At 73.4% G+C, this 19,619-nt stretch carries 17 protein-coding genes; 12 read left to right on the plus strand and 5 right to left on the minus strand.

Annotated features, from left to right (window positions below; translation table 11 throughout):
• Nucleotides 1–51: 51 nt before the first annotated feature.
• The gene (locus ACFVVX_RS02495) at nt 52–882 is read left to right on the plus strand and encodes a hypothetical protein (RefSeq protein ID WP_387940494.1); all 831 of its coding nucleotides are present in this window, start codon (nt 52–54) and stop codon (nt 880–882) included.
• A 3-nt stretch (nt 883–885) separates the two neighbouring features.
• On the opposite strand, the gene ACFVVX_RS02500 is transcribed toward ACFVVX_RS02495, so the two are convergent.
• Entirely contained in the window at nt 886–2,214 is a 1,329-nt protein-coding gene (locus ACFVVX_RS02500; RefSeq protein WP_387940496.1) for a DUF2252 domain-containing protein, read from the minus strand.
• Between the two features lie 188 nt (nt 2,215–2,402).
• Between ACFVVX_RS02500 and dnaE the strand changes: the two genes are divergently transcribed.
• Nucleotides 2,403–5,936 (plus strand): DNA polymerase III subunit alpha, encoded by a 3,534-nt coding sequence (gene dnaE, locus ACFVVX_RS02505; protein WP_387940498.1) that lies wholly within the window; start codon nt 2,403–2,405, stop codon nt 5,934–5,936.
• Nucleotides 5,937–5,969: 33 nt separating this feature from the next.
• Here the strand turns inward: dnaE and ACFVVX_RS02510 are convergent, their stop codons facing one another.
• On the minus strand, nt 5,970–6,857 hold the full coding sequence (locus ACFVVX_RS02510) for a LysR substrate-binding domain-containing protein (RefSeq protein ID WP_387940500.1): 888 nt from the start codon (nt 6,855–6,857) through the stop codon (nt 5,970–5,972).
• A 72-nt stretch (nt 6,858–6,929) separates the two neighbouring features.
• Here ACFVVX_RS02510 and ACFVVX_RS02515 point away from each other — a divergent pair, with 72 nt between their 5' ends.
• The 6 genes from ACFVVX_RS02515 (at nt 6,930) to ACFVVX_RS02540 (ending at nt 13,414) form a co-directional block, all read left to right on the plus strand.
• On the plus strand, nt 6,930–7,850 hold the full coding sequence (locus ACFVVX_RS02515; protein ID WP_387940502.1) for a dihydrodipicolinate synthase family protein: 921 nt from the start codon (nt 6,930–6,932) through the stop codon (nt 7,848–7,850).
• Between the two features lie 97 nt (nt 7,851–7,947).
• Nucleotides 7,948–8,979 (plus strand): aspartate-semialdehyde dehydrogenase, encoded by a 1,032-nt coding sequence (locus ACFVVX_RS02520; protein ID WP_387940504.1) that lies wholly within the window; start codon nt 7,948–7,950, stop codon nt 8,977–8,979.
• A gap of 251 nt (nt 8,980–9,230) precedes the next feature.
• Nucleotides 9,231–10,451 carry an NYN domain-containing protein gene (locus ACFVVX_RS02525; protein ID WP_387940506.1) on the plus strand — a complete coding sequence of 407 codons (1,221 nt, stop codon included), beginning with the start codon at nt 9,231–9,233 and terminating at the stop codon, nt 10,449–10,451.
• A gap of 210 nt (nt 10,452–10,661) precedes the next feature.
• Complete coding sequence (locus tag ACFVVX_RS02530; RefSeq protein ID WP_387940508.1) at nt 10,662–11,660, plus strand: ABC transporter ATP-binding protein; 999 nt, start codon at nt 10,662–10,664, stop codon at nt 11,658–11,660.
• 76 nt (nt 11,661–11,736) lie between these two features.
• Nucleotides 11,737–12,546, plus strand: coding sequence for an ABC transporter permease (locus ACFVVX_RS02535; protein ID WP_387940510.1), 810 nt, complete (start codon nt 11,737–11,739; stop codon nt 12,544–12,546).
• A gap of 97 nt (nt 12,547–12,643) precedes the next feature.
• Nucleotides 12,644–13,414, plus strand: a complete 771-nt coding sequence (locus ACFVVX_RS02540; RefSeq protein WP_387940512.1) for a hypothetical protein — start codon at nt 12,644–12,646, stop codon at nt 13,412–13,414.
• A 22-nt stretch (nt 13,415–13,436) separates the two neighbouring features.
• On the opposite strand, the gene ybaK is transcribed toward ACFVVX_RS02540, so the two are convergent.
• The 3 genes from ybaK to ACFVVX_RS02555 form a co-directional block, all read right to left on the minus strand.
• Complete coding sequence (ybaK, locus tag ACFVVX_RS02545) at nt 13,437–13,931, minus strand: Cys-tRNA(Pro) deacylase (RefSeq protein WP_387940514.1); 495 nt, start codon at nt 13,929–13,931, stop codon at nt 13,437–13,439.
• Nucleotides 13,932–13,966: 35 nt separating this feature from the next.
• Nucleotides 13,967–14,638 (minus strand): LON peptidase substrate-binding domain-containing protein, encoded by a 672-nt coding sequence (locus ACFVVX_RS02550; RefSeq protein WP_387940663.1) that lies wholly within the window; start codon nt 14,636–14,638, stop codon nt 13,967–13,969.
• Nucleotides 14,639–14,737: 99 nt separating this feature from the next.
• Nucleotides 14,738–16,318 (minus strand): oxidoreductase, encoded by a 1,581-nt coding sequence (locus ACFVVX_RS02555; RefSeq protein WP_387940516.1) that lies wholly within the window; start codon nt 16,316–16,318, stop codon nt 14,738–14,740.
• Between the two features lie 91 nt (nt 16,319–16,409).
• Between ACFVVX_RS02555 and hisD the strand changes: the two genes are divergently transcribed.
• Genes hisD through ACFVVX_RS02575 form a run of 4 tightly spaced genes read left to right on the plus strand, consistent with a single transcriptional unit; the run spans nt 16,410 to nt 19,560 of the window.
• Entirely contained in the window at nt 16,410–17,717 is a 1,308-nt protein-coding gene (gene hisD / locus ACFVVX_RS02560) for a histidinol dehydrogenase (protein ID WP_387940518.1), read from the plus strand.
• Nucleotides 17,714–18,811 (plus strand): histidinol-phosphate transaminase, encoded by a 1,098-nt coding sequence (locus ACFVVX_RS02565; RefSeq protein ID WP_387940520.1) that lies wholly within the window; start codon nt 17,714–17,716, stop codon nt 18,809–18,811. Before hisD ends, ACFVVX_RS02565 begins: the two co-directional genes overlap by 4 nt.
• Before the next feature lie 6 nt (nt 18,812–18,817).
• Nucleotides 18,818–19,411, plus strand: a complete 594-nt coding sequence (gene hisB / locus ACFVVX_RS02570) for an imidazoleglycerol-phosphate dehydratase HisB (protein WP_209411986.1) — start codon at nt 18,818–18,820, stop codon at nt 19,409–19,411.
• On the plus strand, nt 19,408–19,560 hold the full coding sequence (locus ACFVVX_RS02575) for a hypothetical protein (RefSeq protein ID WP_387940522.1): 153 nt from the start codon (nt 19,408–19,410) through the stop codon (nt 19,558–19,560). The genes hisB and ACFVVX_RS02575 overlap by 4 nt, the downstream gene beginning before the upstream one ends.
• Nucleotides 19,561–19,619 lie beyond the last annotated feature (59 nt).

Here is a 19,619-nt window from a genome sequence, read left to right on the forward strand (position 1 = left end):
GGATGTAGGCCGGAAACCGTCCTCGATGGCGGGGTGGGGGAGGATGTCGGCGTGGCAGAGCGGAGATACGAGCACGCGCCGGCGCACACCCTTCCCGGGCTGTTGCAGCGCGGGCGGGGGCTGGGCGCGCGGATGGCGGCGGAGGACCCGGCGGCGGCCGCCGAGTTGGTGTACGGGTGCATCCGGTGGGACTGGCGGTGGGACTCGGTCGACCAGCGGGCGCTGTACCTGGCCCGGCTGGTCAGGGATTCGGCTGCGCCGCTCGGGCCGGTGGTGAAGATGTTGGCCAGGGGCGAGGGTGTGCGCGAGCGGGCCACCGGGGTGCTTGAGCTGCTGGCCCTGGACGGGCCGGGCGAGGCCGGGGATGCGCTGCGGGCGTGCGCGCGGGAGGGGAAGCGCTCGGTCGCGGCGCTGGAGGAGACCAGTCGGGAGCAGGCGGAGGTCCACAACGCCGCACTGGTGGAGCTGCCGGCGGATCACGGGGAGGCCGAGGACGTCCCGGTCCTGGTAGCCCAGCTGGAGCGGGACTGGGCTGCGCGGCGGTGGTGCGGGCCGAAGCGGACGGCCGAGGGGCTGCGGCGGCTCGGGCCGGACGCCCGCGACGCGGTGTCGCTGCTGCGGCGGTTCTGGCTGTGGACGCCGCACTCGTACGAGCGGGCCTCCTACCTGGAGGCGCTGGCGGCGATCGAGCCGGCGGGGCTGGAGTCGGTCCACACGGAGTGCCTCTGGGACTGCGAGGCGGAGGCCCGGCTGCTGGGGATCGCGCACGCGCCGGACGGGCCGGAGGTCCGCGAGCGGCTCGGATACCTCCGCGACGACCCGATGGAGGAGCCCGGGGTCAGGGCCGCCGCCGGGGAGCGGCTGGCGGCCCTGACAGGCTGACGCCTACAGGCCGGGGATGCGGCCGTTGCGGTAGAGGTCCACGAAGAGCTGGTGGTCCTGGCGGGCCCGGGCGCCGTACGCGTGGGCGAAGTCGACCAGCATGGCGGTGAAGCCGGCCTCGTCGCGGGCGATGGCGGCGTCGATGGCGTGCTCGGTGGAGAACGGCACCAGGGTGTGGCCGCTGGAGGACTCGTCGGCGGCGGCGTGCATGGTGGCGGTGGCGCGGCCGAGGTAGTCGGTGACGGCGAGCAGCTCGGGCAGCTCGTTGAGGTCCGTCCAGTCGAGGTCGGCCGCGTACGGGGAGACCTCGGCGACCAGCTGGCCGCGGCCGTGCAGGGTGGTGTGGCCGAGCCACGGGTCGCTGTGGTCCTGCAGGGCGCGCTGGGAGATCACCGTGCGGTGGCCCTCGTGCTCGAAGTAGCCGGCGATGGCCGGGTCGGTGACGTGCCGGGCGACGGCGGGCGTCTGGCCCTGCTTCATGTAGATGACCACGTCGTTCTCCAGGGCGTCGGTGTGGCCTTCCAGCAACAGGTTGTAGGAGGGCAGGCCGGCGCTGCCGATCCCGATGCCCCGGCGGCCGACGACGTCCTTGACCTTCAGCGACTCCGGGCGGGCCCGGGAGGCGGGCGGCAGGGTGGCCAGGTAGGCCTCGAAGGCGGACAGCACCTCGGCCCGGGTGGGCTCGTCCAGCTCGATGGCGCCGCCGCCGGTGCGGAAGCGGCGGTCGTAGCCGTCGACGACGGTCTCGGACTCCAGCAGCGAGACGCGGGTCTGCAGCCGGGCCCGGCGCAGGGTGTCCAGGATCGGGCCGGTCGCGGTGTCCAGGGTGAACGGGGTGGCGTCGCCGGAGGAGACGTGGGCGGCGATCCGGGTGCGGTAGGCGGTGGCGAAGGAGGTCACCAGCCGGGTGATCGTCTCGTCGGAGAGCGCCTTGGCGTAGCCGATCAGCGCCAGCGAGGCGGCGAGCCGCTGGACGTCCCAGGTGAAGGCGCCGACGTAGGCCTCGTCGAAGTCGTTGACGTTGAAGACCAGCCGGCCCTCGGCGTTCAGGTAGGTGCCGAAGTTCTCGGCGTGCAGGTCGCCGTGGATCCACACCCGGCTGGTGCGCTCGTCCAGGAAGGTGCTGCCGTAGCCGGCGAACGGGCCGTCGGCGAGGTCGGCGTAGTACAGCGCGGCGGTGCCCCGGTAGAAGGCGAAGGCGGAGGCCGCCATCTTGCGGAACTTGACCCGGAAGGCCGCCGGGTCCTTGGCGAGCAGGTCGCCGAAGGCCGAGTCGAAGACGCCCAGGACGGTCTCGGCGCGCTGCTCGGCGGTGGGCTGCTGGTGGGGCATGGTGTCGGGTTCCTTGCGGCGAGTGGGTGCGGGGGGACGGTCGTGACTGGAGGCTAGAGTAGGAGCGTGAACGTGTGAGAGCTGGTCCGGGCCCTGGCAGTGGCTCGGGCCTCCGCTGTTTCCAGGCACCATCGTGACCTGCGCGTTCGCCGGCCAACCAGACAGCACGAGCCTCCGGAGGCCCCGCCTTGAGCGACCAGCCGTACGCGCATCTGCACGTCCACACCGAGTACTCGATGCTGGACGGTGCCGCCCGGCTGAAGCAGTTGTTCAAGGAGGTCGAACGGCTGGGCCAGACCCATGTCGCGATGACCGACCACGGCAACATGTACGGCGCGGCCGAGTTCCACAAGCAGGCCACCGCCGCCGGCATCACCCCGGTGATCGGCATCGAGGCGTACGTCGCGCCGGACTCGCGCTCCAACACCAAGCGCATCCTCTGGGGCCAGCCGCACCAGAAGCGGGACGACGTCTCGGCGTCCGGCGCCTACACCCACAAGACCATCTGGGCCCGGAACAAGCAGGGCCTGCACAACCTCTTCAAGCTGACCTCGCGCTCGTACGCCGAGGGCTGGCTGGTGAAGTGGCCGCGGATGGACAAGGAGATCATCTCCGAGCACGCGGCCGGCCTGATGGCCACCACCGGCTGCCCCTCCGGAGAGGTGCAGACCCGTCTGCGGCTCGGCCAGTTCGACGAGGCGGTCCGGTCCGCCGCCGACTACCAGGACATCTTCGGCAAGGAGAACTACTTCCTGGAGCTGATGGACCACGGCCTGGACATCGAGAAGCGGGTCCGCGACGGGCTGCTGGAGATCAGCAAGAAGCTGAACATCCCGCCGGTGGTCACCAACGACTCGCACTACACCACCGAGGGCGACGCCGGTGCGCACGACCTGCTGCTCTGCGTGCAGACCGGCAAGAACCTCTCGGACCCGGACCGCTTCCGCTTCGACGGCACCGGCTACTACATCAAGTCGGCCGCCGAGATGTACGCGCTGGACTCCTCGGACGCCTGGCAGGAGGGCTGCCGCAACAGCCAGCTGCTGATCGCCCAGCGGGTCGACACCGCGGGCATGTTCGAGTTCAAGAACCTCATGCCGCGCTTCCCGATCCCGGAGGGCTACGAGTCCGAGTCGGACTTCTTCAAGGCCCAGGTGTGGAAGGGCATGGAGTGGCGCTTCCCGGAGGGGTACGACGAGGAGCACAAGAAGCTCGCCGAGTACGAGATGGACACCATCATCCAGATGGGGTTCCCGGCGTACTTCCTCGTGGTCGCCGACTTCATCATGTGGGCCAAGGAGCAGGGCATCGCGGTGGGACCGGGCCGCGGCTCGGCGGCCGGCTCGCTGGTCGCGTACGCGATGGGCATCACCGACCTCGACCCCATCCCGCACGGCCTGATCTTCGAGCGCTTCCTCAACCCCGAGCGCATCTCCATGCCTGATGTCGACATCGACTTCGACGAGCGCCGGCGCGGTGACGTGATCCGGTACGTGACGGAGAAGTGGGGCTCCGACAAGGTCGCCATGATCGTCACGTACGGCACCATCAAGGCGAAGGCCGCCATCAAGGACTCCTCGCGGGTCCTCGGCTACCCCTACGCGATGGGCGACCGGATCACCAAGGCGATGCCGCCGGACGTCATGGGCAAGGGCATCCCGCTCTCCGGGATCACCGACAACTCGCACCCGCGCTACGGCGAGGCCGGCGAGATCCGCGGGCTCTACGAGAACGACCCGGACGTCCGCAAGGTGATCGACACCGCCCGCGGCATCGAGGGCCTGATCCGCCAGCCCGGTGTGCACGCGGCCGGCGTCATCATGTCCGCCGAACCGCTGACCGACCACATCCCGGTGTGGACCCGGCACACCGACGGCGTCACCATCACGCAGTTCGACTACCCCACCTGTGAGGGCCTCGGCCTTCTCAAGATGGACTTCCTCGGCCTGCGCAACCTGACGATCATGGACGACGCCGTCAAGGCGATCGAGCGGAACAAGGGCGAGAAGATCGAGCTGCTCAAGCTGCCGCTCGACGACAAGCCCACCTACGAACTCCTCGCCCGCGGTGACACGCTCGGCGTCTTCCAGCTCGACGGCGGGCCGATGCGCTCGCTGCTGCGCCTGATGAAGCCCGACAACTTCGAGGACATCTCCGCCGTTCTCGCGCTGTACCGGCCGGGCCCGATGGGCGTCAACTCGCACACCAACTACGCCCTGCGCAAGAACGGCCAGCAGGAGATCACCCCGATCCACCCGGAGCTGGAGAAGCCCCTGGAGGAGATCCTCAAGCCGACCTACGGCCTGATCGTCTACCAGGAGCAGGTGCAGAAGGCCGCGCAGATCCTGGCCGGCTACTCGCTCGGCCAGGCCGACCTGCTGCGCCGGGCGATGGGCAAGAAGAAGAAGGAGATCCTGGAGGCGGAGTTCGTCCCCTTCCAGCGCGGCTGCCGCGAGCACGGCTACTCGGACGCGGCGATCCAGGCGGTGTGGGACGTCCTCGTCCCCTTCTCCGGCTACGCGTTCAACAAGGCGCACACCGCCGGGTACGGGCTGGTCTCGTACTGGACGGCCTACCTCAAGGCCAACTACCCGGCCGAGTACATGTCCGGCCTGCTCACGTCCGTCAAGGACGACAAGGACAAGTCCGCGGTGTACCTCAACGAGTGCCGCAAGATGGGCATCCAGGTGCTGCCGCCGGACGTCAACGAGTCGGACTCCGACTTCACCCCGCACGGTGACGAGCTGGTGCGGTTCGGCCTCACCGCCATCCGCAACGTCGGCGGGCCGGTGGTGGACTCGATGATCCGCACCCGCAAGGGCAAGGGGAAGTTCAGCTCCTTCCCGGACTTCCTGGACAAGGTGGAGTCGGTGGTCTGCAACAAGCGGACCGTCGAATCCCTGATCAAGGCGGGCGCGTTCGACTCGCTCGGGCACACCCGCAAGGGGCTGACCGCCCAGTTCGAGCCGATGATCGACAACGTCGTCGGGGTCAAGCGCAAGGAGGCCGAGGGGCAGTTCGACCTCTTCGGCGGCGACGCGGTCAGCGACGAGCCGAGCTTCGGCCTGGACGTGGTCTTCTCCGAGGAGGAGTGGGAGAAGTCCTTCCTGCTCACCCAGGAGCGGGAGATGCTCGGCCTGTACGTCTCCTCGCACCCGCTGCACGGCATCGAGCACGTGCTCGCCGACAAGGCGGACTGCGCGGTCGCCGACCTCGCCGAGCGGCCGGACGGCACCATCGTCACCATCGGCGGCATCATCTCGGGCCTCCAGCGGAAGATGACCAAGCAGGGCAACGCCTGGGCGATCGCCACCGTGGAGGACCTCGCGGGCTCCATCGACTGCATGTTCTTCCCCGCCAGCTACCAGCTGGTCTCCTCACAACTCGTCGAGGACGCCGTGGTGTTCGTGCGCGGCAAGCTGGACAAGCGGGAGGACGTGCCGCGGCTGATGGGCATGGAGCTGTCCGTCCCGGACCTCTCCAACGCGCACGCGGATGCGCCGATCATCATCAACATCCCCAGTGTGAAGATCACTCCGCCGCTGGTCGCCCGGCTCGGCGAGGTGCTCAACAGCCACCGGGGGACCACCGAGGTCCGGCTGCGGCTGGAGGGCAACCGGCGTACGACCGTGCTGCGGCTGGACCGGCACCGGGTGAAGTCCGACCCGGCGCTGTTCGGGGACCTCAAGCAGCTGCTCGGGCCGAGCTGCCTGGCGGGCTGATCCGGGCTGCTCGGGCTGCTCGGCGGCGGGGGGCTACGCCCCGCCGCCGAGGCCCGGCGGGACGGCCGTGTGCAGGGCCGAGACGAAGGCCGAGACCGCCGGGTGCGAGCCCGCGCCCGCGCGGAAGGCGGCGCGGGTGCGCCGGTACATCGGCAGCCGGGTGAGGACCACGCCGGGGGGCGTGCGCGCGATGCCCAGGTGCGGTACCAGCGCCACCCCCTGACCGGCCGCCACCAGGGCGAGCACCGTCGCGAAGTCGTCGATCTGGTGCCGGATCCGGGGCGCGAAGCCGGCGCTCTCGCAGGCCCGGACGGCCATGGTGTGGCAGAGCGTGCCCGGCGGCGACATGATCCACGGCGCCGTGCGCTGCTCGGCGACGGTGGCCGCCGCGCGGGCCGCCAGGTACATCGGCTCGGTGAACACCGGGCGGGTCACCGCCAGGCCCGGCTCCGGATCGGCCGGCACCAGGTCGTACTCGTGCACCAGCGCCACGTCCAGCTCGCCCGCGCGGAGCGCCGCCGCGACGCCGGCCGGGTCCACCTCGGTGACCATCGGCTCCAGGTCCGGGTGCCAGCTCGCCAGCTCGGCCAGCACCGCCGGGATGACCGCGCGGGCCGCCGACGGGTAGGTGCCGATCCGCAGCGGACCGGCCAACCCCTGCCGGGCGTGGGCGAGTTCTGCGTCCGCCTGCTCCAGCCGCTCCAGCACCGCCTCGGCGTGCCGGACCAGGTTCGCCCCGGCGGGGGTCAGCGCGACCCGTCGGCCGGTGCGCTCCAGCAGGGGGAGGCCGGCCTCCTTCTCCAGGACGGACAGCTGCTGGGACACCGCCGAAGGGCTGAACGAGAGGGACTCGGCGACCGCGGCGATGGTGCCGAGATGGGCGAGTTCGCGCAGCAGGCGCAGGCGTCGTACATCGAGCATCGGCTCAGCTTACGAGAAGCCTCGGAAATGTGAACTGGACCTGGGGGATCGGCGGGTCGCAGGATCACCTCCATGGAACTCGCAGCGGTGGAACCCGCAGCCGTGGAACTCGGGGGCGTCTACGTCCCCCTGGTCACCCCGTTCGCCGAGGACGGCTCGGTGGCCCTGGACGCACTGGACGGGCTGGCCCGCTCCGTCCTGCGGCAGGGGGCGGCCGGGCTGGTCGCACTCGGCACCACCGGGGAGCCCGCCGCGCTCGACGCGGCGGAGAAGCGCGCGGTGGTCTCGGTCTGCGCGGCCGTCTGCGCCGAGCTCGGCGCACAGCTGGTGGTCGGGGCGGGCGGCGCCGACACCCGGAGCGTGGCGCGGTCGCTGGCCGAGCTCGGTGACCTGGCGCCGCAGGCCGCGGCGGCGCTGGTGACCGTCCCCGGCTTCCTGCGGCCGGGCGAGGACGGGACGCTCGCGCACTTCCGCGCGCTCGCCGACGCCGGCCCGCTGCCGCTGATCGTCTACCACATCCCCTACCGCACCGGGCAGCCGCTCGGCGCCGCCGCGCTGCTCCGGCTGGCCGCCGTCCCGGGCGTGGCCGGCGTCAAGTACGCGACCGGCGGGCTGGACCAGGACGCGGTGGACCTGCTGGCCGCCGGGCCGGCCGGCTTCGCGGTGCTGGCCGGGGAGGACGCCTTCCTCTCGCCGATGCTGGCGCTCGGCGCCGCCGGGGGCATCCTGGCCTCCGCCCACCTGGCCACCGCCCGGTTCGTCGAGCTGGCCGCCGCCTGGGCGGCCGGGGACGTGCCGCGGGCCCGCGCGCTGGGGCACCGGCTCACCGCCCTGGCGAACGCCGTCTTCGCCGCACCCAACCCCGGCGTGGTCAAGGGCGTGCTGCACGCCCAGGGCCGGATCCCCACCCCGGACGTGCGGCTGCCGCTGCTGCCGGCGGGCGCGGCGGAGGTCGCGGCCGCGCTGGAACTGGCCAGTGGTCTGGACCACTGACTCTCACGCCTTGGAATACCAGGTCGCCCCGCGCCCGTGACAAGGCATGATGGGCGGAGTGCGGCCGTGAACAGCACCATCAAGAGGAGTAGTCGCAATGAAGATCGGCATTGTCGGTGCCACCGGTCAGGTCGGCGGCGTCGTCCGCGAGATCCTGGCGGAGCGCGCAGGATTCCCCGTCGAGCAGCTGCGGCTGTTCGCCTCGGCCCGTTCGGCCGGCCGCACGCTGCCCTGGCAGGGCACCGAGGTCACCGTCGAGGACGCGGCCACGGCCGACTACACCGGCCTGGACATCGTGATCTTCTCGGCCGGCGGCTCCACCTCCAAGGCCCTCGCCCCCAAGGCCGCCGCCGCCGGTGCCGTCGTGATCGACAACTCCTCCGCCTGGCGCCGCGACCCCGAGGTCCCGCTGGTCGTCTCCGAGGTCAACCCGCAGGCGATCGCCGACCGCCCCAAGGGCATCATCGCCAACCCGAACTGCACCACCATGGCGGCCATGCCGGTGCTGCGCCCGCTGCACGACGAGGCCGGCCTCGTCGCGCTGGTCGTCTCCACCTACCAGGCCGTCTCCGGCAGCGGCGTGGCCGGCGTCGCCGAGCTCCAGGACCAGGCCGCCAAGGTGGTGGACGGCGCCTCCGCGCTCGCCCACGACGGCTCCGCGGTCGAGTTCCCCGAGCCCAAGGTGTACAAGCGCCCGATCGCCTTCAACGTGCTGCCGCTGGCCGGCTCGATCGTCGAGGACGGCTCCAACGAGACCGACGAGGAGCAGAAGCTCCGCCACGAGAGCCGCAAGATCCTCGGCATCCCCGAGCTGAAGGTGGCCGGCACCTGCGTGCGCGTGCCGGTCTTCTCCGGCCACTCGCTGCAGATCAACGCCCGCTTCGAGCGCCCGATCAGCCCCGAGCGCGCGGCCGAGCTGCTCGGCGCGGCGCCCGGCGTCGAGCTCAGCGACATCCCCACCCCGCTCCAGGCCGCCGGCCGGGACCCGAGCTTCGTCGGCCGCATCCGCGCCGACGAGACGGTGGAGCACGGGCTGTCGCTGTTCGTCTCCAACGACAACCTCCGCAAGGGCGCCGCGCTCAACGCCGTCCAGCTGGCCGAACTGGTCGCCGCCGAGCTCAAGGGCTGACCCCGCCACCCCCGGAGCGGGCCCCGTCCACGGACGGGGCCCGCTCCGTGTTTTCCCGGGGACGGCCGTTGCCGGACCGCGACAAACGCCGAGGTTCGGCAAGCGAACCAGGGGTAAAGGTGACCCAACGATCGGGCGGCTGGGGGTACTCCCTCACCCCACCTGGGCCCGAGCGCCGGGCGGACCGCGCCCACCCGGTACCGCCGAACCGGTGGCGCCTGGCCCCGAGGGCGAGCGAAAAGAGGTGCGCGATGGACCGCTGTGTCGTCCTGGTGGACGCCGGATACCTGCTGGGCGCCGCCGCCAGTCTGCTCGCCGGGGACCCGTCCCGCTCCCGGGTGACGGTCGACCACACCGCGCTGATCACCGCCCTGCGCGAGCGAGCCGAGGCCGAGACCGGCCTGCCGCTGCTGCGCATCTACTGGTTCGACGCCGCCCCCGACCGCCGGCCGATGCCCGAGCACCGCCGGCTGCGGGTCCTGCCCCGGGTCACCGTCCGGCTCGGCGCGCTCACCCGGGCCGAGGGCCGCTGGGTGCAGAAGGGCGTGGACGCCGCCATGCACGCGGAGCTGTCCGAGCTCGCCCGCAACCGGGCCTGCGCCGACGTCGTGCTGATCACCGGCGACGGGGACCTGCTGCCCGGCATGATGTCCGCCAAGGAGCACGGCGTCGTCGTCCACCTCTGGGCGCTGCAGGCCGCCGACGGCGACTTCAACCAGTCCGAGGACCTGGTCGGCGAGGCCGACGAGCGCCGGGTGCTGGACCGCGAGTGGATCGAGGGCTCCTTCAGCCTGCGCGAGGCCGCCACCGTCTTCCCGGCCCCCGGCCCGCGCCACGAGATCGCCAAGATCCTCGCCGCCCCGCCCGCCGCCGCCGTGGCGGCCGCCGGCCGGCCCGCCAACGGCTCCCCGGCACCCGCCGCCGTCGCGGCCGTCGCCGGCCCGGTCGGACGCCCGCAGCCCGCCGCCGCGCTCAAGGTCGTCCCCACCCCGAAGGACCTCGCCGGGCGCGCCGTCGCCCCGCACCCCGTCACGGCCGCCAACGGCAGCGGTCCCGTCCTGCGCTGGTCCTCCGACCGGGGCTGGGTCGACCGGCCCGTCCCGGAGCCCGCCGTCACCGCGGGCGACACCCTGCCCACCCTCGCCCAGCTCACCACCGCCGAACAGCGCTGGGCCGACCGGGAGGAGGACATCACCACCATCGGCGGCGACGCCCACGAGGTCGGCCAGGTCTTCGCCCGCCGCTGGACCGAGCGGCTCGGCGACGTCGAACGGCTCACCGTGCTCTGGCCCGACTACCCGCGCATCCCGCACCGGGTCGACGGCGAGCTGCTCCGCTACGCCGCCCGCTTCGGGCTGCTCGCGCACAAGGACGACCAGATCGACGAGCACGACCGGTACGCGATCCGGGCCGGCTTCTGGAAGGAGCTCGCCGCCAGGGTGCCCGGCGGCGACCTGGTCGTCGACGACTGACCACCGGTGACTGGATTCGGGGGTTCAGGCCCCCTTGTCCGGTTCGGGGGCTCCACCGCGTAGAGTCTTCGTTCGTGAGCGAGGGCAACGGGCGAACCGTCGAAAGGGGCGCGTTCCGCGAAGCGACCACTGAGCGGAGCGGGGCGGCGGGCGCATGAGCGAGGGCAGCGGGCGAACCGCTCGGCGGGGCGCGTTCCGCGAGGCGACTGCATGAGCGAGGGCACCGGGCGGGCACCCCGGGAGGCCTCGCCGTGCTGTGCCGTGCGCGACCTGGTCAAGACCTACCGCTCCGGGCGCGGCGCCGCCGCCACCGGGATCCGGGCCAACGACGGCGTCACCCTGACCGTCCGCCAGGGCGAGATCTTCGGGCTGCTCGGCCCCAACGGCGCCGGCAAGTCCACCCTGGTCCGCCAGCTCACCGGACTGCTGCGCCCCGACTCCGGCGCGATCGAGATCCTCGGCCACGACGTGGTCCGCCACCCCGACCGGGCCGCCCGGCTGCTCGGCTACCTCGGCCAGGAGTCCACCGCGCTGGACGAGCTGACCGTCGCGCTCGCCGCCGAGACCACCGGCCGGCTGCGCGGTCTGAGCCGGACCGCGGCCCGCGCCGAGACCGGCGAGGTGCTCACCGAGCTCGGCCTCGAACCGCTCGCCGACCGGCCGCTCGCCAAGCTCTCCGGCGGCCAGCGCCGGCTCGCCTGCTTCGCCGCCGTCCTGGTGGGGGAGCGGCCGCTGCTCGTCCTGGACGAGCCGACCACCGGCATGGACCCGATCGCCCGCCGGGCCGTCTGGAGCGCCGTCGAACGGCGCCGGGCCGAGCGGCGGACGACCGTGCTGCTGGTCACCCACAACGTGATCGAGGCGGAGACCGTGCTGGACCGGGTCGCCGTGATGGACGAGGGCCGGGTGATCGCCTGCGACACGCCGGGCGGGCTCAAGGCCCTGGTGGACGGCGACGTCCGGCTGGACCTGGTCTGGCGGACCGAGGCGCCGGTGCACGTGCCGGCCGTCGCGGCGCTCGCCGAGCGGGCCGAGCGCACCGGCCGCCGCTGGACCGTGCGGACCAGCCCCGAGCAGGCCCGCGAACTGGTCGCGGCCGTCACCACCGGGCCGGCCTTCGCCGCCCTGGACGACTTCACCCTGGCCACCCCGAGCCTTGAGGACGCCTACCTCAAGCTGGGCGGCCGCCACGGAGGGCTGGCGAAGTGACGCTGCAAGCACGGAGCGGCCCCGGCGGCCGGAGCGGCGCCCGCGGCCCGCGCTGCCCGCGAGGGGGTGCCCGGCGATGACCCTGCTCTCGGCGCCGCCGACCGCGGCAGCGGTGGACGACGGACCCGCCCCGCTGGCGCCCGCCGCCCGGCTGCTGCCCGCGCTGGCCGCCGTCTACCGGGCGCAGCTGGCGCGGGCCAAGGTGGCGCGCATCCCGCTGCTGTTCGTGGCCACCTTCCAGTCGCTGGGCATCCTGGTGATGATGCGCGGCGTCGTCGACCCGGGGGAGAGCGCGGCGGCGCGCTCGGTGGTGGCCGGCTCCAGCGTGCTGGTGGTGGCCTTCGTGGCGCTGAACCTGCTCGCCCAGTACTTCGGTCGGCTGCGGGCCACCGGCGGGCTCGACCACTACGCGACGCTGCCGGTGCCGGCCGCCTCGGTGGTGCTCGGCGCGGCCGCCGCGTACGCCTCGTTCACGCTGCCCGGGGCGCTGGTGACGGCCGCCGTCGGGGCCTGGATGTTCGGGCTGTCGATGGCGCAGCTGTGGATGCTGCTCGCGGTGGTGCCGCTGGCCGGTGCGGCGCTCTCCGGGCTGGGCGCGGCCTGCGGGCTGCTGGCGCCCCGGCAGGAGATCGCCACCATGCTGGGGCAGCTCGGCATGTCGGCGGCGCTGCTGCTGGGGGTGCTGCCGGTGGACAACCTGCCGCAGCCGGTGCTCTGGCTGCGGGACCTGCTGCCGTCCACGTACGGCGTGGAGGCCTTCGCCCGTACGTTCACGCCCGACCCGGACTGGACCCGGGTGACGGCCGACCTGGCGGTCTGCGCGGGGGTCGGCGTGGTCTCGCTGGCCGTCGCCACCTGGGCGTACCGGCGGGCCACCACCCGGTAGGGCCTGCCCGGGCCGTGCGCCGCTCCGGCGGCCCGGCCGGGCCGCCGGTGTGCGGGTGGCGCGGTCGTCCGGGTGGCGATCGTGAAACGATGGGCCTGTGACCGTACCGAACACACCTCCGGATCCCGCGCGTGCCGCGGCGGGCACCGATGCGGACGCCGTCGTCGACCGCGCCCCGGCCGCCGCCCCGAACCCGTACGGGCCGCCGCCCGCCCTGGATCTGGCGCCGCTCGGCCGGCCGGACGGCCGGGAGCGGCTGCAGCGGCTGCTGCCCGAGCTGCGGCTGGGCGTGCTCACCACACTGGTCTGCGTCCTGCTGGGCCTGGTCGTGGCGGTGCTGTGGGTGTGGCTGGCGCCGAAGGTGCCGCTGGTGGTCGACGGCAACCGGATCCTCTACGGCGACCCCGAGGGCGAGCAGCGGGCCGGCGCCGACTCCGTGTTCGCGCTGATCGGGCTGGGCGCGGGCATCGTGACCGCGCTCGGCGCGTTCCTGCTGTCCCGGCGGCGCGGCGGCGGCATCGCCGTCGCGGTCGGGCTGGCGCTCGGCGGCCTGCTCGGGTCGGTGGCCGGGTGGCGGCTGGGCATCCGGCTGGGGCCGGGCGAGGACCTGATCGCCCGGGCCGCGAAGGCCGGCAACGGCGGACACTTCGACGCGGCCCTGGAGCTGGGCGCGCACGGGGCGCTGCTGGTCTGGCCGATGGCCGCGATGGTGGTGCTGCTGGCCCTGTCGGCCGCGTTCGGCAAGCGCGAGGAGGACCCGCCGCCGTACTGGGCCGGGCCCTACGCGGCGCCGGCGCCCGTCCAGGACGGGCAGCCGCTCCGGGAGGCGGCACCCCGGGACACACCGCCCCAGGATCACCGGTCGTAGGTCCTGTCCGGCCTCAGCGGCCTCAGCGGCCGATCGGGGCGGTCCGGGCTCCCGTGAGGGCGATCAGGTCGGCGGGGGAGAGTTCGACCTCCAGACCGCGCCGGCCCGCCGAGACGTACACCGTGGGGTGGGCGAGCGCGCTGTCGTCCACCACGGTCCGCAGGGCGCGGCGCTGGCCGAGCGGGGAGATCCCGCCGAGCACGTAGCCGCTGCTGCGCTCCGCGGCCGCCGGGTCGGCCATCGCCGCCCGCTTGCCGCCGACGGCCGCCGCGAGGGCCTTGAGGTCCAGCTGCCCGGCCACCGGCACGACGCCGACCGTGAGGACGCCGTCGACGTCGGCGACCAGCGTCTTGAACACCCGGCCGGCCGGGATCCCGAGGGCCTGCGCGGCCTCCCCGCCGTAGGACGCGGCGGCCGGGTCGTGCTCGTAGGCGTGGACGGTGAAGGCCACGGCGGCGTTCTCCAGGGCGACGGTGGCGGGGGTGCCCTGGCCGCCCTTCTTCGGTTTCCTGGCCATGGAGTCCTCGGTGGTGGGCTCGGTGGTGGGGCGGCTCAGTTGGGGCTGAAGGCCTGGCGGGTGAGGTCGACGGCGGGCAGCGACGGCAGCCAGGACAGCACCGCCGTCTCGCGGCGCAGCAGCTCCAGCTCGGCGGTCAGGCGCTGGGCGGTGTCGGGGCAGGCGAGCAGCCGCTGCTTGACCGGGGTGTCGAACACCGAGGCGGCCGCGACCAGGTAGGAGAGCACCTGCGGGTCGTCGGGCAGGTCCTGGCGGCCGACGGTGCTGGCCTCGCGGGCCCCGGCGAGCCGCTTCTGGTACGCCCGGAAGGCCCGCTCGACGCCCGCGGCCAGGGCCCCGGCGCCCTCGCCGGGCTCCTCCTCGATCGGCTCGATCTCACCGGTCAGGTACGGACCGCCGGTGTCTGCCGAGCGCAGCCGGAAGCGCGTGGTACCGGTGACCAGCAGCTCGTAGCGGCCGTCCGGCTGCTCCTGCACCGAGGCGATGTCGGCCACGCAGCCGATGTGGTGCATCGCCTCCAGCGGATCCCCGGTGACGGTGCCGAGGCCGTCGAGCGGTCCGGCCGGGCCCTCGCCCGGGCGGACCGGGGCGACCTCGCGGCCGTCCCTGATGGCGAGCACCCCGAAGCGGCGCGGCCGGTCCTCCGGGCCGGCCAGCAGGTCGGCGACCAGACGGCGGTAGCGCTCCTCGAAGACGTTCAGGGGCATCACCAGCCCCGGGTAGAGCACGGTGTTCAGCGGGAAGAGCGGCAGCCGTTCTGTCACGGCGGACAGCGTAGTTCCCCGGACCGGGCGAATGCCGCCGGGTTATCCGCGCTGGAGCATCCGGGAGGCGCCGGCGGCGACCGTGGTGGCCAGGATCCAGCCGACGACCACCAGCCCGGAGGCGACCCACTGGGAGGCGCCGCCGGGGTTCCAGCCCTGTTGGCCGAGGTCGACGACCGGCAGCAGCTGGCCCAGCGCGTACAGCACCGGGTTCCAGTGCGGCCGCTCGTCGGCCTTGAGCGGCTGCAGCTCGTGGGTGGCGAAGTAGACGCTGCCGAGCGCCCAGGCGAGCAGCAGCCACAGCGCGGCCCGGCCGGGGCGGAAGCCGTAGCCGACGGTGACGTCCTGGATCCGGCCCCAGAGCCGGGCCGGCAGCGGCAGGGTCTGCCGGCGGCGGCGCTGCTTGGCGTAGAGCACCTCGCGGGCGTCGTCGTCGGCGCCGTCGCGGCGCAGCGCGGCGGCCAGCTGCTCGTACGACTCGGGCTGGAACTCCACCGAGGAGTCCTCCAGCCAGGCGATCCGCTGCTGGATGGTGAAGGGGACGGCCGGGCGCAGGCACTCGTAGGTGAAGCCGGTGAGGCCGAGGAACCTGCCGTGCGGCCAGGAGCCGGGGGCGTCGACCAGGTTGCCGACCCGGGCGCGGGAGAGCGAGACGGCGCCGCCGGCCGGGAGGCGGCAGGTGAACCGCAGCTCGGGCGTCTGGATCCGGCGCAGGGCGAGCTCGTCGCCCGGGCCGAGGTGGAACTCGGCGTCGGAGAGCAGGCAGGCGGCCTCGAACCGGCCGTCGGAGAGCCGGACCTGGCCGTGGGCGCGGAACGGGGTGGTCGGCGCGCCGGGCGGCGGGGTCTGCCCGTAGCCGGAGCCGTAGTAGGTCTGCGAACTGTGCCAGCCGCCGTCCACCGACCCGCTGAGGTAGGCGGTGTGGCCGACGGTTATTCGGACCGCGTTGAGCACGATCGGGTTCTCCGGGACGGCGTGCAGCTGGGCGCCGCGCAGCGAGAGCCGGCCGCCGATCCGGGCGGTGCGCAGGCTCACCTCGCCGCGGGACTCCATCCGGTCGGCCTCGAAGTCCTGGTTGACGGCCATGCCGTCGGCGGACAGCGCCCGGCCGAAGCGGTCACCGCCGAGGACGGCCTGGTTGAGCAGCAGGTCGGTGCCGATCCGGGCGTCGGTGAGCCGCAGCCCCTGCGGGATGCGGCAGCGGGCCAGGTGCAGGTCGCCGGAGGTGGCGAGGCGGGAGGCCTCCAGCCGGGGGATCCGGCAGTTGACGAAGCGCAGCGTGCCGGCCTCCGCCTCGGAGATCAGGATCTTCTGCTCGAAGCGGCAGTCGTGCACCTCGACGTAGTGGCCGATGGAGCCGCCGGCCAGGTTGAGCGATCCGGTGACCCGCACCCCGCTCAGCCGCAGCGAGGCGACCCGGCCCGGGGCGGCCGTCGGCCCGTCCAGCAGCAGGCGGGCCAGCACCTCGGCGCGGACGGTGCGCCCGGGCCCCCACACGGCGTCCCCGAAGGGGTCGTCCTCTCCGCTGTCACGGGTGCGCCGGTCGTACACCTCGCCCTGCCGGAACGCCTCCCAGAGATCCTGCTCAACCTGCGTCCAGCCGTCAGGCGCGCGATCCGCCATCGTTCCCCCGTCTCCCCCGGTCGTCTCGCCTTTCGTATCACGGACTGAAATGCGGGGCCGCCGGTTCCGGCCACTCCTTACACTGGGTGGCGTGATCTCTCGAATCGACCTCCGCGGCTCGCTCGACGACCCGCGTGACCTGCTGCCCCGTGCCGACTTCGACGTCGCGGCCGCCCTGGAGACGGTGCGCCCGATCGCCGAGGACGTGCACCATCGCGGGGTCGCGGCGCTGATCGAGATCACCGAGCGCTTCGACGGCGTGCGGCTGGAGTCCACCCGGGTGCCCGCCGAGCAGATCGCCGAGGCCCTGGAGACGCTGGACCCGAAGGTGCGCGCCGCGCTGGAGGAGTCGATCCGCCGCGCCCGCCTGGTCCACGCGGACCAGCGCCGCACCGGGCACACCACCCAGGTCGTGCCGGGCGGCACCGTCACCCAGCGCTGGGTCCCGGTGGACCGGGTCGGCCTCTACGTGCCCGGCGGCCTCGCCGTGTACCCGTCCTCCGTGGTGATGAACGTGGTGCCCGCACAGGAGGCCGGGGTGGCCGGCATCGCGGTGACCTCGCCGCCGCAGAAGGCCTTCGGCGGCCGGGTGCACCCGACGATCCTGGCGGCCTGCGCGCTGCTCGGCGTCACCGAGGTGTACGCCGTCGGCGGCGCCCAGGCGGTCGCCATGTTCGCGCTCGGCACCGAGGAGTGCGAGCCGGTGAACATGGTCACCGGCCCGGGCAACATCTACGTGGCCGCGGCCAAGCGCTACTTCGCGGGCCGGATCGGCATCGACTCCGAGGCCGGTCCGACCGAGATCGCCGTCCTCGCCGACGACAGCGCCGACCCGGCCGAGGTCGCCGCCGACCTGATCAGCCAGGCCGAGCACGGCCCGACCTCGGGCTCGGTGCTGGTCACCGACTCGCCCGCGCTGGCCGAGGCCGTGGAGGCCGAGCTGAAGACCCAGACCGCCCGGACGAAGCACGCCGAGCGGGTGGCCGAGGCGCTGGGCGGCCGGCAGTCCGGCATCATCCTGGTCGACGACCTGGACCAGGGCCTGGCGGTGGTCAACGCCTACGCCGCCGAGCACCTGGAGATCCAGACCCGGGACGCCCACGCCGTCTCGGCCCGGGTTCGCAACGCCGGCGCGATCTTCATCGGCCGCTACACCCCGGTCTCGCTGGGCGACTACGCGGCCGGCTCCAACCACGTGCTGCCGACCGGCGGCTGCGCCTGCCACTCCGCCGGGCTGTCCGTGCAGACCTTCCTGCGCGGGGTCCAGGTCGTCGAGTACGACCGCGAGGCACTGGCCGGCATCGCCGCGCACGTCGTCAACCTCGCCGACGCCGAGGACCTGCCGGGTCACGGCGATGCCATCAAGGCCCGCTTCGAGTGGACGGTTCCCGGCGCATGAACCTGAACGACCTCCCCATCCGCGACGAGCTGCGCGGGCAGTCCCCCTACGGTGCGCCGCAGCTCGACGTGCCCGTCCAGCTCAACACCAACGAGAACCCGTACCAGCTGCCCGAGGAGCTGGTCGCCCGGATCGCCGAGCGGGTCGCCGAGGCCGCCCGCAACCTCAACCGCTACCCCGACCGGGACGCGGTCGAGCTGCGCGAGGGCCTGGCCCGGTACCTGACCCGGACCACCGGCTTCGCCCGCGGCCGTGAGCAGGTCTGGGCCGCCAACGGCTCCAACGAGGTGCTCCAGCAGCTGCTGCAGACCTTCGGCGGCCCCGGCCGGGTCGCGCTCGGCTTCGAGCCCTCGTACTCGATGCACGCCCTGATCTCGCGGGGCACCGGCACCGAGTGGATCTCCGGGCCGCGCAACGAGGACTTCACCGTCGACCTCGACGCCGCCGTCGAGGCGATCGCCGAGCACCGGCCGAACGTGGTCTTCGTCTGCTCGCCGAACAACCCGACCGGCACCGCCGTCGCCGCCGACACCGTCCTGGCGCTGTACGAGGCCGCGCAGGCCGCCCGGCCCAGCGTGGTGATCGTCGACGAGGCGTACGTCGAGTTCTCGCACCGCGCCTCGCTGCTGCCGCTGCTGGAGGGCCGCCCCAACCTGGTGGTCACCCGCACCATGTCCAAGGCCTTCGGCGCGGCCGGGCTGCGCCTGGGCTACCTGGCCGCCGACGCGGCCGTGGTGGACGCGGTGCAGCTGGTCCGGCTGCCGTACCACCTGTCGGCCGTCACCCAGGCCACCGCGCTGGCCTGCCTGGAGCACACCGACACCCTGCTCGGCTACGTCGGCCGGCTCAAGACCGAGCGCGACCGGCTGGTCGACGCGCTCCGCGGTCTCGGGCTGCAGGTGACCGACTCGGACGCCAACTTCGTCCAGTTCGGCCGCTTCGACGACACCCACGCCGTCTGGCAGGCCATCCTCGACCGCGGCGTCCTGGTCCGCGACAACGGCGTCCCCGGGTGGCTGCGCGTCACCGCCGGCACCCCCGCCGAGAACGACGCCTTCCTGGACGCCGTCCGACTCGTGATCAAGGAGCTGTAACCCCGTATGTCCCGTATCGGACGCATCGAGCGCACCACCAAGGAGACCTCGGTCCTGGTCGAGATCGACCTCGACGGCACCGGCCGGACCGACATCTCCACGGGCGTCGGGTTCTACGACCACATGCTCGACCAGCTCGGCCGCCACGGCCTCTTCGACCTCACCGTGAAGACCGACGGCGACCTGCACATCGACACCCACCACACCATCGAGGACACCGCCCTCGCACTGGGCGCCGCCTTCAAGCAGGCGCTCGGCGACAAGGTGGGCATCTACCGCTTCGGCAACTGCACGGTGCCGCTGGACGAGTCGCTCGCCCAGGTCACCGTCGACCTCTCCGGCCGCCCCTACCTGGTGCACACCGAGCCGGAGAACATGGCGCCGATGATCGGCGCCTACGACACCACCATGACCCGGCACATCCTGGAGTCCTTCGTGGCCCAGGCCCAGATCGCCCTGCACGTGCACGTGCCGTACGGGCGCAACGCGCACCACATCGTGGAGTGCCAGTTCAAGGCGCTGGCCCGGGCCCTGCGCTACGCCGCCGAGCGCGACCCGCGCGCGGCCGGCATCCTCCCGTCTACCAAGGGTGCGCTGTGAGCAAGTCCGCGATCGTCCTCCTCTTCGTCGGACTCTTCCTGGCCGGCGGGGTGATCTCGTTCTGGAAGCAGAAGCTCCCGAAGGGCGTCATCGCCGTGCTCGCCATCGGTTCGGTGCTCTGCCTGGTCTCCGGCGCCATGCGCCTCTAGGGGCCGTCCGACCGTTCCCGCCGCGTGCGCGGCGCCGGGCCTCCCGCCCGCGCCGCGCG

This window comes from Kitasatospora sp. NPDC058170, from assembly GCF_042883905.1.
In the GTDB taxonomy this organism is placed as follows: domain Bacteria; phylum Actinomycetota; class Actinomycetes; order Streptomycetales; family Streptomycetaceae; genus Kitasatospora.